The organism is Bacteroidia bacterium (genome assembly GCA_020852255.1).
GTDB lineage: Bacteria > Bacteroidota > Bacteroidia > JADZBD01 > JADZBD01 > JADZBD01.
In genome coordinates this window covers 42,642-59,704 of sequence record JADZBD010000002.1, presented here as the reverse complement: position 1 = coordinate 59,704, position 17,063 = coordinate 42,642, and the positions used below count along the sequence as shown (strand labels likewise).

At 49.4% G+C, this 17,063-nt stretch carries 9 protein-coding genes; 4 read left to right on the top strand and 5 right to left on the bottom strand.

The genetic code is table 11. From position 1 onward, the window contains the following. The first annotated feature begins 15 nt into the window (after positions 1-15). On the top strand, positions 16-1,014 hold the full coding sequence (gene gap / locus IT233_01010) for a type I glyceraldehyde-3-phosphate dehydrogenase (protein ID MCC7301197.1): 999 nt from the start codon (positions 16-18) through the stop codon (positions 1,012-1,014). A 6-nt stretch (positions 1,015-1,020) separates the two neighbouring features. Here gap and IT233_01005 read toward each other — a convergent pair whose 3' ends face one another. The 5 genes from IT233_01005 to gatB form a co-directional block, all read right to left on the bottom strand. After that, the gene (locus tag IT233_01005; GenBank protein ID MCC7301196.1) at positions 1,021-4,713 is read right to left on the bottom strand and encodes a T9SS type A sorting domain-containing protein; all 3,693 of its coding nucleotides are present in this window, start codon (positions 4,711-4,713) and stop codon (positions 1,021-1,023) included. A 249-nt stretch (positions 4,714-4,962) separates the two neighbouring features. Continuing rightward, a complete protein-coding gene (locus IT233_01000; protein ID MCC7301195.1) occupies positions 4,963-5,715 on the bottom strand; it encodes a UDP-2,3-diacylglucosamine diphosphatase in 753 nt (250 codons plus the stop codon). Further along, positions 5,705-8,746: a hypothetical protein gene (locus IT233_00995; GenBank protein MCC7301194.1), complete on the bottom strand. Its 3,042-nt coding sequence runs from the start codon at positions 8,744-8,746 to the stop codon at positions 5,705-5,707. The genes IT233_01000 and IT233_00995 overlap by 11 nt, the downstream gene beginning before the upstream one ends. Next, on the bottom strand, positions 8,743-9,921 hold the full coding sequence (locus IT233_00990; GenBank protein ID MCC7301193.1) for an AhpC/TSA family protein: 1,179 nt from the start codon (positions 9,919-9,921) through the stop codon (positions 8,743-8,745). The genes IT233_00995 and IT233_00990 overlap by 4 nt, the downstream gene beginning before the upstream one ends. Then, positions 9,918-11,372: an Asp-tRNA(Asn)/Glu-tRNA(Gln) amidotransferase subunit GatB gene (gene gatB / locus IT233_00985; protein ID MCC7301192.1), complete on the bottom strand. Its 1,455-nt coding sequence runs from the start codon at positions 11,370-11,372 to the stop codon at positions 9,918-9,920. The genes IT233_00990 and gatB overlap by 4 nt, the downstream gene beginning before the upstream one ends. Before the next feature lie 62 nt (positions 11,373-11,434). On the opposite strand from gatB, the gene IT233_00980 reads away from it, so the two are divergent. The 3 genes from IT233_00980 to IT233_00970 all read left to right on the top strand — a co-directional run bounded on the left by IT233_00980 (position 11,435) and on the right by IT233_00970 (position 17,047). After that, positions 11,435-12,049, top strand: a complete 615-nt coding sequence (locus IT233_00980; protein MCC7301191.1) for a peptidylprolyl isomerase — start codon at positions 11,435-11,437, stop codon at positions 12,047-12,049. A 93-nt stretch (positions 12,050-12,142) separates the two neighbouring features. Next, positions 12,143-15,778: a S8 family serine peptidase gene (locus IT233_00975; GenBank protein ID MCC7301190.1), complete on the top strand. Its 3,636-nt coding sequence runs from the start codon at positions 12,143-12,145 to the stop codon at positions 15,776-15,778. 102 nt (positions 15,779-15,880) lie between these two features. Beyond that, on the top strand, positions 15,881-17,047 hold the full coding sequence (locus IT233_00970) for a T9SS type A sorting domain-containing protein (GenBank protein MCC7301189.1): 1,167 nt from the start codon (positions 15,881-15,883) through the stop codon (positions 17,045-17,047). The last annotated feature ends 16 nt before the right edge of the window (positions 17,048-17,063 follow it).

Here is a 17,063-nt window from a genome sequence, read left to right as displayed (position 1 = left end):
ATATACCTTTGTGAAATGAAGAAGATCTCTGTCGGGATAAACGGCTTCGGCCGTATAGGCCGCATGGCCATGAAGATCATGATGAAAGATCCCCGTTTCCGGATCGCAGGCATCAATGACCTTACCGATGCCGGCACGCTGGCACATCTCTACAAATATGATTCTGTACACGGAATTACGGAGGGGGAGATTTCCTGCGAAAAGGACGCGTTACTCGTGAACGGACAGAAGATTCCCGTAACGGCAGTGAAGGATCCTTCCGGCATTCCATGGAAGGCTTTAGGAGCTGATCTTGTTTTGGAGAGCACTGGTAAATTTCTTGATACACCCGGAGCATCCGGCCATTTGCAAGCGGGAGCAAAAAAGGTGATCCTGTCGGCCCCGGCGAAGGATAATACGGTTAAAACACTTGTGCTGGGAGTAAATGATAATACCTTCTTCTCCGGAGATACTATTCTCTCCAACGCTTCCTGTACCACCAATTGTGCCGCACCCATGATTCATGTGCTTGATAAGCAGTGGGGCGTGGAGGATGGATACATCACTACGGTTCATTCCTACACCGGAGATCAGCGCCTGCACGATGCCCCCCACAAGGACCTGCGCAGGGCAAGGGCGGCAGCAATGAGCATTATTCCTACAAGTACAGGGGCTGCCAAAGCCATTACCAGGATTTTCCCCCACCTGGAGGGTAAATTAGGGGGCTGCGGAATGCGTGTGCCCGTCCCCAACGGGTCGCTCACCGATATTACCTGCGTGCTCACTAAGCCTGTGCAGCGGGCGGAAATCAACGCGGCATTCAAATCGGCAGCGGAAGGTTACCTGAAGGGAATCATGCAGTATACGGAAGATCCTATTGTTTCGGTGGATATTATCGGCAACCCGCACTCGGTGATCTTCGATGCAGAGTTTACTTCCGTGGTTGGTAACCTGGTGAAGGTGATAGGCTGGTACGACAACGAGGCCGGTTACTCGCACCGCCTGGTGGAGCTCATCGCTAAAGCGGCCATCTGATTCCTTCTATTTCCGGATAACCAGTTTGGAACTGTACTGGTGCGTGGCGGATACCGCGTTCACCAAATAAACACCGGCACTGGTTTCCTCCGGGAGTTCTACATTCAGGAACACCACTCCGTTTTTATCCGTTACCACCTGTTCGGAAAGGATCTTCTGTCCGAGATTATTAACGATGGAAACAATAACAGGAGTTTCGGATTCGGTGCGTACCTGGATAACCAGGTTGGTACCTGTAGAAGGGTTGGGCAGTACCGTGATGCCGAGGTCCCCGCTGCTTTCGCAGTTGGCGGCAATCAGGTCAGACCACGTTTCAGTCTGGTTCTCGTCGGTTTGTTTCAGACGATAGTAAGAGATGCCCGGAAGCGGAGTTTCGTCGGTGAAATGATAGAACGACATCTGGGAAGTAGTTCCGGCTCCGTCAATAATGGCTACAATTTCGAAGTTCACCCCGTCGGAAGTACGTTCCAGGGTGTAGAAGTCGTTGTTGGTCTCGGAGCCCGTTACCCATTCAATGAGCATGGCGCCGTTTACGCAGGTAGCGTTAAAGTGTGTGAGCTCGATGGGCAGCGGCGAAAGGTTACTGGCCAGCGCCCAGGGTGAAAAAGTGGTTACGCCGGGAACCGTTACGGAGTTGGCTGTTGTAGTTTGTCCGCCCAGTGCAGGCTGCCACTTGTTGGTGGAGGACTCGTACCGCTGCGCGCGCTGATCGGCGGGCAGGTTGTAAGGAGCAATGGGTAACTCAGTTGCAGGGTCGTAGCTGAATGTAAGGGTAGCTGTGGGAGTAACTCCGGTGTGGTCAATCTGCCAAAAGCGGTTCACGGTGGCGTCGCGGTTATCGGGCAGGAGGCCGGTGGTGCTGTTCAGGTTAAGAACGGCGGTGGGAGCAGTGGGCCAGGGCAGGTTAGTGGCGGGAGTGCCATAGGTGGAGGTGGTGAGAATTCCGCCGCTTCCGGCCGTCATGTTAAAGGTAAAGGGTATATACACACCTCCCGTGGTACCATAAGGAATCGTGCGGCTTCCCAGTATTCCGTTGATGGTCCATGCCACTTTACTGAGGTTTCCTGTATTCTCCGACACAATCCATCCGTTGGTGCGGGTGATGGAACTCAGGTTGTCGCTGGTTACATTTATTGTTTGGCCATTCAGAAGCAGCTTGCCGTTTGTCATTGCCAGACTATCCTGAACCGTAGGTGAAACATTCAGCGTTACTCCTCCGGTTCCGGTGTTATTGATATGCAGGTCATGGAAAGTGGTAACGGTTGTACCGCCCAGGCTCTGTGTTGTTGCAGAGGTTCCATTGAAAAACACACGCCGTAATTGCTGCTGGAAGGTGCCATCGTTCGTCCAGTTCCCGGCTACATAAATATCCTTGTTGTTGGTGTTGAGCGTTCCTCCGGTGTTGATTGTAATGTTCCCTTTAACAACCAGGTTAAAGGTGTCAATTTTGGCAGTTGGGCTGTTGGTACTGTTAACTAAAAGGTTAAATATGGGAATATTTGAATTGATCTCCATAGTTTGACCGGCGGGAGATGCACCATCTCCAATTCGTAAAATCCCCCCTGTGATATTATAATTGAGAAGACAACCTGAATTTTTATATCCTAGGTCTTGGGCTCCTGTACCGCCCTCCCTTGTTAACCTAATAATGCCTCCTGTCCAATTTAAGGAAGACCCGATCACATCCACATGGAATGGATGCTTGGTAGTAGATGTTGAACTGAAGCGGGCCAGTACCAACTCTCCCCCTGTAACAGAAACGTGGGTAACGGCAACGTAACTGGGGCGATCAAGCCGGCCAGCAACTGTAACTATGCCCCCTGAAACGGTTAGCAGCGCTCCATCGGATTGCAGCATCTCATCCGCCGCATCTCCCACGTGTAAAATTCCCGCGCTGCAGGTAATAGCTCCCTGGAAGTTCAGCGTGGAATGTGCGTACATGGTAGAATTAGGTGCATTCATCCAAAGACCGGCGGTGTAAGGAATTGTAGCGATGGATGTAAAAATGTCAATGTTCTGTACGTTTACAGGAACGGAATATTTAAAGGTTCCGTTGCTTAGTGCCAGGAAGTTGGAGGGTGCTGAGAAGTTTGAAGATGTGACTTCACAAGTGTTACTTACAGAGGCTCCCATATTGAGAGTGATAAGGTTGTAATCGTTAAGTCCGGCCCCCGCCGTGCCACTGATGGTCTGGTTCCCGTTTCTGCTGAAAACAAAATTCGCTATGCGGTTGGCAACCGGCCGCATGGTAATGCTTCCGTTATTCACAATATTGCCCGTGAGGTTGATGGTATGCGTGGCGTTCACGGTATTATTCGGACGGAAGGTACCATTGGTGTTCACCGTTAAGTTTCCGAGAATATTAAAAGTGTAATTGGAGGCAGCATTTCCCAGGATCAGCAGAGAGGCTGCGCCACCTGTGTTAACAGTAAGATCAAAACAGCCCTGGTTGTTGGCGTCAATGGTTACCGTATGACCGTTTGAGATAGTTGCGTTATCTCCTGTTGTGGGTACGGCCATGGCATTCCAGATGGCAGGATTAGTCCAGTTTCCGGAAGCAACGGTGAAGAAAACACCTCCGGCCACGGTGGCTTGTGTTCCGGTGATGGGTGTGCTGATGCAGCCTTCTGTAACAGCGTACACTTTCCACCAATAGGTAGGGGAGGTGAGGTTCGTGGCAACGTAAGAAGTGGCGTTTGCCGCGGTTTGTGACATAAAGTAATAATTTACACCATCGGTGGAATAATAGATTGCATAACCGATTTCATTAGCTGCCCAGTCTGTCCAGTTCAGGGTCATGGTGGTATTTCCAATGGCGGAAAATGTAAGTACCGATCCGGGGTTCAGGGGACAAACGGGGGTAAAGGTGATCTGACTGTTCGGGGTGGGAACAGCGGTACTTAATGCAGGAATCGTGTTATTAAAAGTATTGGAATTGGTTCCTTGCTGCGCCAGTAACTCGGATGCAGCGGGAGGATTGGTAAATATCCTCTGGTTGATCCCACAGGAATAAGGGGTAGGAGAACCAACTGCGGGCGTCATGGTACCATATACATATTCAATTACGCCGGTGGTTTCGTACACTTTAATCTGAAAATTATAATCTGAAAGCAGAGGGCTGGACCAATCATCCATATTGGCATATTCTACAGTGAAGCAACGGTAGGGCGCTGCTCCGGTGGTGGCATAGCGGATGCTGTATGCCAGCGCCTGGTTTCCGTTGGCCGGCCACAAATCGCAGTACATGGCTGCCAATGCCCAATAAGTACCTTCATAGGAGGTGGGAGGGCTTCCTGTTCCACAAGTTGGAGATTGCCAAAGGGTAGAGCCCTGCTCACGGTAAGAATAAAATCCCCCGCACAGACAGGAACCGGTGGTATTCGGGTCACCACTCACAGGCGCATTGCCGTTATATGGGGTACTCGAGAAATCAATAAATCCATTGATGGAGATATTGCAATGGGTGTATCGTGTTCCGCAATACCAGAAGTCAAATCCGAGAGCAACAGGATTACTTCTGTTATCATCGTTCTGGTTAACAAACTGCCCGCGCCAGGAAGGTACGATGGTTCCGAATGCTGCAATAGAACTGTAAGTGATTCCTGTTGTGCGAACCGCAGTGTAGTTGGCCACGCTTTGGGCGGAAACTGCGAGACTGAACAAAAGAGCCGGAATGAAAATCAGTACTGATTTTTTCATAGAAGATGAATAGGTGTCTGTTACAACATATTGTGACTCAAAGGATAGACATGAATAGTACCCTGTGGGTTGCTTACGGCAGTATTCTTATGGAAAGGGTTCATTTTCAGGCTACAAGATAGGTTCAGCGCCCGGTACCTGCAACGATTAAGGGGAAAATTCGACCAACAGGTCTGCAGGGAGGGTAAACCGGGGTGGATTTCCTATGAATTAATAAGGATTCCTATTGAAAAGCACGTTGAATTCCAACTACTTGTCGAATTTCTTCAGTTCGCATCGTTCTCCGTCAAAAACAGCGTAGGTTGAGTAATTCACCCATTCACCCAGGTTGATGTACCTGGAGGTAGCTCCAATTTCCTTGTCGAGAGGCAGGTGACGGTGTCCGAAAATGAAGTAGTCAAAATGTTCCCGCTGCAAGGTGTCTTTGCAGAAACGAACAAGAAACTCCTTTTCGTCGCCAAGGTATTTCTCATCTGCTCCGGCGGTGGATATGCGGCTTCGCCGCGACAAATAATTTCCAAGCCGGAGTCCGCAATTCGGGTGCAGGCGGGCGAAGAGCCATTGACATACCTTGCTGGCGAACACTTTCTTTATGAATTTATATCCCTGATCTCCCGGTCCGAGACCATCCCCATGGCCGAGAAAGAACTTTTTACCATTTAGTTCTCTTTGTACCGGTTTCCTGTATATGGTACAACCGATTTCCGAAGGGATATACCGGAAGATCCACATGTCGTGGTTTCCGGTGAACCAGTGGATTTTCACTCCCGCGTCTGAAAGTTCCGCGAGTTTTCCCAGCAGCCGCACGTACCCGTTGGGCACCGCGCTTCCGTACTCGAACCAGAAGTCGAATACATCCCCCATGAGATAAAGTTCAGCCGCATCTTTTCGTATTTCTTCCAGCCAGCGGACGATCTTTTTTTCCCGTTCCAGGCTGGAGGTGCGGTCGGGTACCCCGAGGTGGAAATCGGAGGCGAAGTATATTTTTTTATCAGAGGTCAAGATTGCGGATCATGTTCAGGGGATTCACGCGGTTCAGGTCGAGGGAAAAGCGGATCAGCTCCCATCGTTTCCATCCGTAAAGAGCTATATCATTCGCGAGGTCTTCCGAAAATACCAGAGGAATGTAAACCGTAATGGTTTCGTTGAGGATTCCGAGGAATACGCCGGCCTCGAACTGTGTCGGTTGATAAGCGGCACTGTCTTCAGGAATGAAAGCGAAGCTGCCGTACAGTTTCAGCAGGGGCACACGCGGTATACCAATTCGCAGATGCGCCGACGCCATCCATTTTTTATTAACGCCCACGGGCGAATCATAGGTAAAGTTACTGTTCTCCGGTCCGATTTGCCGGGAGAGAAGACCGTCGGTCATATTGCGTGCGAGGAAGGCATCTTCATAGAGATAATCCTGGGCGCCGGTGGCATTGTTCAGGCGGAAGGAATATTTATCGGCGGCGGCACCGTTGTCCTGCAAAAACATTCCCCCGGAAAGGCGGAGTTCGGCGCTGCGTTTCAGGCGGACGAAATGATACTGGAAATTTCCTTTCCACATCAGTTTCATATGATCTTTGGAATATTCAGCGATCACTCCTGTGTTCCAGCCGTGAATCGCATGCGGAACACGAAGCTGGTAGGTGAACTGCTGAACAACAGTTTCATCCGTAACGGGATCGAATGTTACACCCGCTCCCTCCATGCGCACGGCAAAATTTTCCGCGAAGATCCGGTGATCACTTAATGTAACAGAATGAGATTTATTATCTCTGGGATTTTTGTTTCGGAAAACGAAGTGAGCGCTGTGTCGAAAAGCCATGAATTCCCGGCTGGAAGGGAAATCGTGATAGGAGAATTTTTTCACGCGACCCGAGAAGGTGATGTCACTGAAGAGCGATTGGGGATGAAAATGCAGGGAAGCATCGGCGATCCCGATGGGTTTCCGGCTGTAGAGGCCGAACATCGGCGCTACGGTAAATTCGAAGTGTTTTTGCGGAATAAGGTTATTGTACATGACCAGGCCGGCGAAGGCCCCATCGTAATAATTCCATCCGCCGGCAGGAACCCAATAAAGAGACGTACGCTCAGGGGAATCCAGGCTGCCGATGAATTTAAATTGCAGGGGTTCTGTTTTTTTCAGAATTCCCCGGCTGCGCATAATGTTATTATTCCGGTTGTACTCCGGAATGTCGAGCCGGGGATCAATCCTGAAATAACGCACTTCTTTTGCATCGGTGGTGAAGGAGAATGATTTTCCCGGCGCAAGTGGTTCCGACCATCCCAGAGACGTGCCGGTTGAATCTGCCGAAAGGAATGCATAGAGGTTAACAGGCGCAGTTATTTCCCCTGTATTTTTAACCGTAACGGTGTACTTGCCGTCACGTTCTTCAACGCCTGTAATCTTAAAATCAATCCGTCGCGTGGTACCGATGATTTCATCGAAGAACCAGCCGAGATCTTTTCCGGAAACTTTTTCCATGACGAAACGGAGATCTTCCGGGTAAGGATGTTTAAACTTCCAGGTGTCAAAATAGAGTTGCATGGCTTTGTCCATGGTTTGTTCTCCCAGCCAGGCCATCAGATAATCGAACATGATAGCGGTTTTGGAATATACGATGCCCCCGTAATTGAAAGGAGTATATTTTGCCGACTGTTCTTCTATGGGCTGATCTTTTCGCACCTTGCAGCCGATCAGGTAGCTGTAATAGTACTGCTCTTTATGAAGCACATTGTCAAGGTCCACCAGACGTGTATACCATGCAGGATCCGATTCTCCCAAAATGCCGGCTTTTGGATATTTTGTTTCAATATACCTGTTCTCGTTGAATGAGTTGATGCCTTCATCCATCCAGGGATGCTGTCGTTCGTTTGATCCGAGAATTCCGTAAAACCAGTTGTGTCCCACCTCGTGCATGATCACCGTTTCCAGTAAAAATGGATTACTCATCTGACCGATGACCGTAATGTTGGGATATTCCATTCCTCCGCCCGCGCTTAGCGCTCCATCAACGGCGGTAGCGTGGGCGTAAGGGTAATCGCCGTTCCACAGTGAATAGTAATAGATGGCATCGTTGATGTACGGTACGGCATCTTTCCAAAGTTTTGATTCGCCGTTGGTGAAGATCAGCCAGGTTTCCACTTTTCTCTTACTGTGTGGCAATTCCACCTCTCCGCGCAGCATATTGTACCGCTTATCAGCGAACCAGGCAAAATCGTGCACATTCTGCTGCCGGAACCGGAGTGTTTTAAAATTAGCTGACGATTCCGGGAACTCATCGTTATATAGTGGAGTCTCTTTTCCGTTCGGCAGTGTGGTGTTTTCTTCAAAATTTTTCTTGCGGGTTTCCTCATCCTTTTTTCTCCACCACTCGTACTCTTTTTCACCGTCCACGAGATCGCCGGTGGCTTTGATGACATAATTTTCAGGCAGGGTGATGGAGACATCAAAACTTCCGTACTCGGAATAAAATTCTCCCTGGTCAAGATAAGGCATCGGATGCCATCCATGTTTATCGTACACGGCCGGCTTTGGATACCATTGTGTGATCTGGTATTGCTGCCCGATATGCCCCATTCGGGAAAAAACACCGATCGGAATTTTCACATGAAAGGGGGTGGTGATGATAATTTTTTCTCCGGGTTCCATCGGCCGGGTCAGGAAAATCTGGCAGACATCGATCCAGTCCGGATGCTGAACCACTTCCACATCCTGTCCGTTCACTTTGAACTGAAGTTTATCTATACATCCTCTTTCATCATCGCGCGCACTCTGAAAACGCGTACTGCCGTTTTCAAGCAATTGCTTTCCGAGGGCCGTCTGATTGTTCTTGTAGGCATTCGGCCACAAGTGCATCCAGATGAAATTCAGTTTATCGGGAGAATTATTGGTGTAAACAATGGAAATGTTCCCGTCCAGCTCATGGTTCACATCATCCAGTTTAACCTGGATCGTATAATTTACCTCCTGCTGAAAATAGGATTTCTGGGAGCGAAGGGAAAAGGTCAGAATCAGCAGCAGAAACAGAATATTTTTTTTCATGGATTCAGCGTTTTCGCGATCATTTGTTCAAGAGCTTCTCCCCTCAGATTAGAGGCAATGATTTTTCCTTCTTTGTCCAGCAGCAGCGTAAAGGGAATGGACTGCACATTGTACATCTGGCAAACGGCGGAATTCCATCCGCGGAGTTCACTGCCGTGCTTCCAGGCGAGCCCGTCTGCAGCGATGGCGGCAAGCCACTTCTCTTTATTGTCGTCCAGCGATACGCCGAATATCTCGAACCCTTTGTCTTTATATTTCTGATACACTTTCACCACATTTGGATTTTCCTTGCGGCACGGACCGCACCAGCTGGCCCAGAAGTCCACCAGTGTTACTTTACCACGGAACTGAGAGAGAAGGATAGGATTGCCATCCGGATCGGCCAGTGTGAAATCCGGAGCCTCCGATCCCACCGCCAGCTTTTTCTTGCTTTCGATCCATGTGTAAAAACCGGAGAGGTTTTTATTGTCAGGATATTTGGCCTTCAGCTGATCATACACTTTTAAAAACTCCGGAAAATCAGACTCCTGATTCAGCAAACCGATGGCAACAAGGTTGGCGAAGGAGGCAGGGTGAGATTCAATAAAAGATTTGGCTTTGTCAATTCCTTCAGCGATCAGGGGTGTCAGCGCAGAATCGAGCCGGTTGAATTCAGGCTCCATGGCTTTATCCAGTGAATCAATGTATTTCTGGTTATTGTTCTTTCCAACGAGGTATTGGTAGGTCTGGATAATGGAGTCTTTTTTAGTGGCAATCGCTGATTTCCTTTTGGAGAGTTCCATGGAATATCCGTTGATCTCCCTGAACAAACCGGATTCGGGAGATCCCTCTATGGTGTAGGTATATCCGAGATTTTGAGCGTCACCGGTGACGGAAATCTTTTCACCCGGACTGATCACCAGCATAGCAAAGTTACGCTCATCGGACCCCAGCCGGTAAAATCCGGGCTCGGTTACATTAATACCCATGGAAAATTTCCCATCCTGATCTACAAACGAAGCTGCAACTTTTACGGCCTGCTGAGAGTTGACATCAAAAAGAAAGATAGAATCCGAACCGCGGTTGGTGAGGCCTCCGCTGACCATGGTGTATGCATCCGGAACATTGTTTTCCGAAGACCCGCAGGAGAGCAACAAGAGAGAAACGGGCAGGGAGAGAAGTGAGGTTGTTTTCATTTTGAGTTCAGTAATTCAGTTAGGATTTTATTGGCAAGTTTGGGATCTGCCTTGCCCTTGCTTAATTTCATCAGTTCACCCATGAACAATCCCACCAGGCCGGTTTTCCCACTCTTATATTCCTGCACTTTTTCCGGATACTTGGCGATCGCCTGTTCTGCGATCGACCGCAACTCGAGCTGATCACTCTGCTGGATCAGGTTCAGCTCCACGGCGAGAGCGTCAGGATTTTTAGCCGGTTGTTTGAGCAGGGCGGGAAACAGTTTTTGTGTTGCTGCTGAATGACTAATGGTTCCCTTTTCCACCAGTCCGATCAGAGATGCAAGTTTTTCGGGAGCTATGGGAAAGTTGTTAATCTCGAGTGTTGTTTCGTTCATCCAGGATTTTACCGGGCCCATAATCCAGTTGGCTGCTTGTTTTGTGTGTGGGGTAAAACGGAGCAGATCTTCAAAAAACAATGCAATTCCTTTCTGATCCGTCAATACTCCGGCGTCGTAAGAAGAGAGTCCGAACGCGCCGGTATATTTTAAAAATAATTCATGAGGCAGGGGAGGGAGTTCAGACCGTATCTTTTCTATAAGCTCCGGAGTAATGACCACCGGTTGAAGGTCTGGCTCGGGAAAATATCGGTAGTCATTGGCGTCTTCTTTCGTTCTCAGTGAAAAAGTAGTTCCGTCAGCGGCATCAAAGCTCCGCGTTTCCTGCACGATGGTTCCGCCCTTCTCCAGAAGATCTATCTGGCGCGTTACTTCGTATTCGATTGCACGCTGCACATTCCGGATGGAATTCATATTCTTCACTTCTACTTTCCTGCCGAATGCTTCTGTACCCTTTTTCCGGACGGAGATGTTTGCGTCACAACGCATGGAGCCTTCTTCCATGTTGCCATCGCAGATATCCAGGTACCGGACCAGTTTACGCACTTCTGTTAAATAGGCATAGGCTTCCTCGCTGCTGCGCAGATCGGCTTCGCTCACCATCTCAAGCAACGGAACACCTGCCCGGTTCAGGTCAATGAGTGTGTCGGTTGGGTCCTGATCATGAATGGATTTTCCGGCATCTTCTTCCATATGTATCCGGTGGATGCGTATGTGCTTTTCAGTTCCGTCTTCCCTTCGGAGGGTGATCTTGCCTCCTGTGCAGATGGGTGTTTTGTCCTGCGTAATCTGGTAGCCCTTCGGAAGGTCAGCGTAGAAATAGTTCTTCCGGGCAAAATGGTTGAATAGTGTAATGTCAGATCCCACCGCCAGACCGAGCTTTACGGCAAATTCCACCTGGCGCCGGTTCACCACCGGCAGCGTTCCCGGAAGACCGAGTGAAACGGGGCTTACATTGGAATTTGGCAAGGCCCCGAAATCGTTGGCATCAGCAGAATAAGCCTTGGTCCGGGTCAGGAGCTGAATGTGCACCTCCAGGCCGATGACCGGTTCATATGCGTCATAAACAGACATGTGTACGAAAAGGCAAAGTTAGCAAAAGGGAAAGCTGTAATTTTGAGGAAAACCAAGTAATTATGAAACGAGTCATCCGTATCGCCCTGCTCCTGCTTGTTCTTACAGCAGGATATTCTTTCTCCTTAAAGGAAAAGAAGAAGAAACTTGAACCCGGACTCTATGCCGAAATGATCACCAGCAAGGGAACCATCCTGCTCTGGCTCGAGTTCGAGAAAACACCGGTTACAGTGGCAAATTTCGTGGGACTGGCGGAAGGAAAAATCAAAAACACCGCCAAGGGCGATGGAATTCCTTATTATGACGGGCTTAAATTCCATCGCGTCATTGCTAATTTTATGATCCAGGGAGGAGATCCGTCGGGTAATGGAACCGGCGGCCCGGGTTATAAATTCAAGGACGAAATTCATCCGGACCTGAAACATACCGGCCCCGGTATACTTTCCATGGCCAATGCCGGGCCAGCCACCAATGGCTCTCAGTTCTTTATCACCCATGTAGCTACGCCCTGGCTCGACGGGAAGCATACCGTGTTCGGACACGTTGTGGAGGGACAGGATGTGGTGAATACCATTGCTCAGGGAGACCAGATCCTGTCGGTAAAAATTATCCGCAAAGGAAAGAAGGCAAAAAAATTCAAAGCAGCTGTTGTATTTAATGAGCTCAAAGACAAATAGTTAAATTGATTTAGGCTTGTTGAAAGAAGGGGCTTTTATTCGCCCCTTTTTATTTTTACCTTTCCACTTCAAACAAGACTAACCCTACACCATATGAAGCTGAAAACTTCTTTTTCTTCGCTGATGATGCTTCTCTGCGCATTTACTTTTGCGTCGGAGGCTAAGTATGATCTTCTTTTATCCAGTGGCACGGTACGTACGGCGCCCAATCTCGAAATGGCTTTATATATGGCGCCGGCCGGAGATGAAATTTTCGGAGGGAATTATTACCGGTACATTCAATTTCAGGATATCCCTGACAATGCCACACGGGAAAAGCTGAAAGCATCCGGGATCAGCCTGCTGCTCTATCTTCCCAACTATACATTTATGGCGGCGATCCGTAAAGATGCCGATCTGCAGGTGCTCCGGAGTTGTGGTGTGCGGGGACTGTACCAGGTTTTGCCCGAATATAAGATGCTGGAGGAACTGGCTGCCGGAGTACGAACGGGTCAGTTTCCCGGATTCGCGGTGGGAGCAAACGGAAAAATAGGAGTAACGTTTACCTACTATTCCGATCTCACACATGCGGCCGTGATGACCTGGCTTCAGAACGCGAAGATGGAAGTAACCTATCAGAATTTTTTCTCCAACCGGATTACAGTGTGGTTGGATAAAGGTGAAATTACCTCGTTTGTGGGAATGCCCTTTGTTTGTGCAGCAGAGCTTAAGGATGATCTTCCCGTGCCGGATAACAATGTAGGTCGTACACTTCACCGCGACAATTATCTGGCAACCGACTATTCCGGCGGACGAAAGTACAATGGTTCCAATGTGCGTGTATGTCTGCAGGACGACGGGGTGATTGGTCCGCATGTAGATTATACAGGACGACTCAACGCGCAGTTTATCACATTTAATAACGGCGATCACGGCGACCATTGTGCCGGAATCATCATGGGCGGCGGAAACCGCGACCCTCTGACTCGCGGAATGGGATGGGGAGCGCAGTTATATGTTTATGAGGCGGCACCGAATTACCAGGGATTCGATAGTATCAATATTCATTATAATTCCTACGGCATTGTGATTACATCCACCTCTTATTCGGATGGTTGTAATGCCGGTTACACAACGCTCGCCCAGCAGCTGGATCAGCAAATTTATACTATGCCCAACCTGATCCATGTTTTTTCTGCCGGTAACAATGGTACGGCAGACTGCGGGTACGGTGCGGGTGCAGGCTGGGGCAATGTCACGGGCGGACATAAACACAGCAAGAACAGCATCGCGGTGGGGAATCTTGATTACATAGATCAGCTCGCAAGTTCCTCCTCGCGCGGTCCGGTTCACGACGGGCGCATGAAGCCCGAGGTATGTGCACAAGGAACGAATGTGAATTCAACAATCAATCCTCCGGCGAATGGCTACGGATTGAAGACAGGAACCTCGATGAGTTGTCCGGCAGTTTCGGGAACATTCGCAGAACTCTATCATGCTTATAAAACATTAAACGGAAATCAGAATCCTCCCAGCGGACTTATTAAAGCCATCGTGATGAACACTGCCGATGATCTGGGAAACGCAGGACCGGATTATAAATTCGGTTACGGACGAATCAATGGTCTTAAGGCAGCCCAGACGCTGGAAAGTAACTATTATGTAAGCGGCTCGGTTTCTCAGGGCAACACCAACACACATACCATTACTGTTCCGTCGAACGTACGGCAGATTAAGGTTATGGTTTATTGGCACGATTACCAGGCCGCAGTTAATGCCAGCGTAGCGCTGGTAAATAATCTTAACACCAGCCTCACCGATCCCTCCAGCGCGGTATGGAATCCGTGGGTGTTGGATTATACTCCTAATGCAACAAACCTGAATGCATTGGCGGTACGGGGAACAGACATACGCAACAATCATGAGCAAATCACATTGGATAATCCGGCGGCCGGTACCTACTCACTTCGTGTGAACGGAGCGGTGGTACCGCAGGGCCCCCAGACTTATTATGTAACCTGGTTTTTTGAAACAGACGCTCCGGTGGTTACTTACCCTATAGGAGGCGAAGGATTTGTGCCCGGCGAAACAGAAACTGTCCGCTGGGATGCTTTTGGTAACACAGGTACCTTTAATGTAGAATACACAACAGATAACGGAAACACCTGGAATACCATTAACAATTCTGTTCCGGCAGCTCAGCGATACTTCAACTGGGTAGTACCATCCGCGCTGAGCGGAGAATGTAAGGTGCGGGTAACGCGCAATTCAGCCAGTGACCTGAGTGATGCCAATTTCTCGATCATTAATGTACCCACAAACATTCAGGTTTCATGGGCTTGTCCGGATAGTGTAATGCTTACCTGGAATCCGGTTACAGGTGCAACTTCCTACGATGTATTTAAGTTGGGAACCATGTATATGGACAGTGTGGGAACAAGCACCACCACAAACAAAGTGCTCACGAATGTGCCGGCCAATCAGACCCATTGGTTCAGTGTAAGAGCGCGGGGACCTCAGAATGCGGTAGGACGAAGGGCCTGGGCTATTGAAAAGACCCCCGGAACCTTCAACTGTCCTATTGCGGTTGATGCGTCTGTTAATATGATCAATTCACCCAACGGTACACTTCCCACATGCCAGAATCCGGGCACCACGGTGGTGAATATCACCATTTATAATCCCGGCACCTCTCCACTTACGAACGTCCCTGTTCATTATAGTATCAATAATGGACCGGCGGTGAATGAAACTGCGAATGGGACCATCGCATCGTTCGCGTCCATGAATTTTTCTTTTGTAACAACCGCCAATCTCGGAACACCGGGTAACTATAACATTGCCGCGTGGGCAACCTATCCGTCCGACGGCAATATTCTCAATGATACAGCCTATAGTACGGTGGTGGTGGCGAACGGCACCACGCAGAGCATTCCGTTCAATGAAAATTTTGAGACATTCACCTTGTGCGGAACCGCGTCTGACTGCGGAACAACTGTTTGTAATCTGATGAACGGATTTATCAATGAAAGCAGCTCATTGATTGACAATATGGATTGGAGGACGGATGAAAACGACACACCTTCTTCTGGCACCGGCCCTGCAACAGATTATAATCCGGGTACAGCTACCGGCAATTATCTTTACACGGAGGCCTCGGCCTGTTTCAGTCAGACCGCCTATCTGTTATCACCCTGCATAGACCTTACGAATGCCACGAACCCCTGGCTCACCTTCGCATATCACATGTACGGAGCAGATATGGGTACGCTCACGGTAGATGTGTTCGGAAACAATATGTGGAATAACGGAGCCTTTACCGCCAGCGGACAGTTAGGTAATCAGTGGAATGTAGCCTATGTAAACCTGAATGCGTACATCGGACAGGTGATCAACATTCGCTGGAGGGGAACCACAGGTGCCAACTTCGCCTCGGATATGGCACTGGATGCCGTAAGCATTTCCAATCTGACCAGCAGCGTTAATTCTCCCATTTTTGCTGATGATGTTATCCTGTTCCCCAATCCCGGCCAGGGGGTGTTTGAGATGATCATTCAGGGACTTTCAGACGAAAAGCTTTCATGGGAGTTGGTGGATATAACCGGAAGGGTGATTCTTTCCCATGATTTAGGAACAGTGAGCGGTAATGTGAAAGAAGTGCTGGATCTTTCAAGCGAATCCTCCGGAATCTATTACCTGCGTATCAGGAAAGGAGAGACCTATCAATACCTGAAGCTGACAAAGATTTGAACGCAGTAGTTATTAACAGCCGGGTCCCGAAAATTTCGGGACCCTTTTTTTTTCATCCTGTTTTTACTGGTACCTTTACGGAAACTTTAAACTTTAAAAAACATGAAGCGATCTTTACTGGTTCTTGCATTTGTGATGGGGATGATGTTCTCCCGCGGGCAAGTGATGGTGGTTGACACCTTTTATTTCACAGGATCTCCGGAGCAGTTTACTGTGCCGGCCTGTGTGGACACTTTATATATAAGCGCCTGGGGTGCACAAGGTCAGAACGCACTGATCGGCGGCACGGGCGGACTCGGTGGCTATGCCTTCGGAGATAAAACAGTGAATCCCGGCGATGTAGTTTATGTACGTGTAGGCGGGCAGAACGGATATAATGGTGGAGGCCGCGCCGGTCTCAATGGCAATAATGCATTCAGCATGCCCCCTCAGGGCGATTCAGCAGGTTGTGGCGGCGGTGCTTCGGATGTACGCATCAACGGCGTGGCATTACCGGACCGTGTGATTGTTGCAGGCGGTGGCGGCGGTGCCGGACATAATGGTGTTTGGCCGGCCTGTCAGACTTCAGGTCCGGGTGGAAATGGAGGTGCCGGCGGAGGTACAACAGGTGGTATCGGAACAGACGGAGTTGGAACGCCCTGTAACTGCGGTGGAGGAGGCGGAGCTTTAGGCCAGGCAGGAACCCCGACTGCCGGAGGAGCTGCAGGTGCCTACGCTGGTAGTACAGCATGCCTGAGAAGCAGCTGGACTATTGGTAACCCCGGAGTTCTTGGCGATGGCGGAGCGGGTTCAACATCCTTCCACAATGGTTCTGGCGGCGGCGGCGGCGGCGGCGGCGGATATTATGGAGGAGGATCAGGAGGACAGGGTTCAGACACTACTCCCGGGGGCGGCGGTGGCGGTGGATCATCTTTCACCGGAACACTGAGCAATGCTGGCACCACTCAAGGTCAGCGGAACGGAAATGGCATAGTGATCATACGCTATTTCAATCCCTGTGCTCAGGGAGTGGATGAGATCATGAGTCAAATCTCCCTGCATGCCTATCCCAATCCGGCCGGTGCTTCAATCAATGTAAGTATCACCGGATTGCAGATTGATGGAACGGTGATCGTTCGTGATGTGCTGGGAAATATTCTCGGATCCTACCAACTCAACAAAGGAACAACACAGATCGAAATCAGTACCGTGGAATTTAGCAGCGGTCTTTACAGTGTAGAGTTCAATACAACCTACGGATCGGTTACGCGCAAGTTCCTGAAGCAATAATGAGAATGATTGTAAA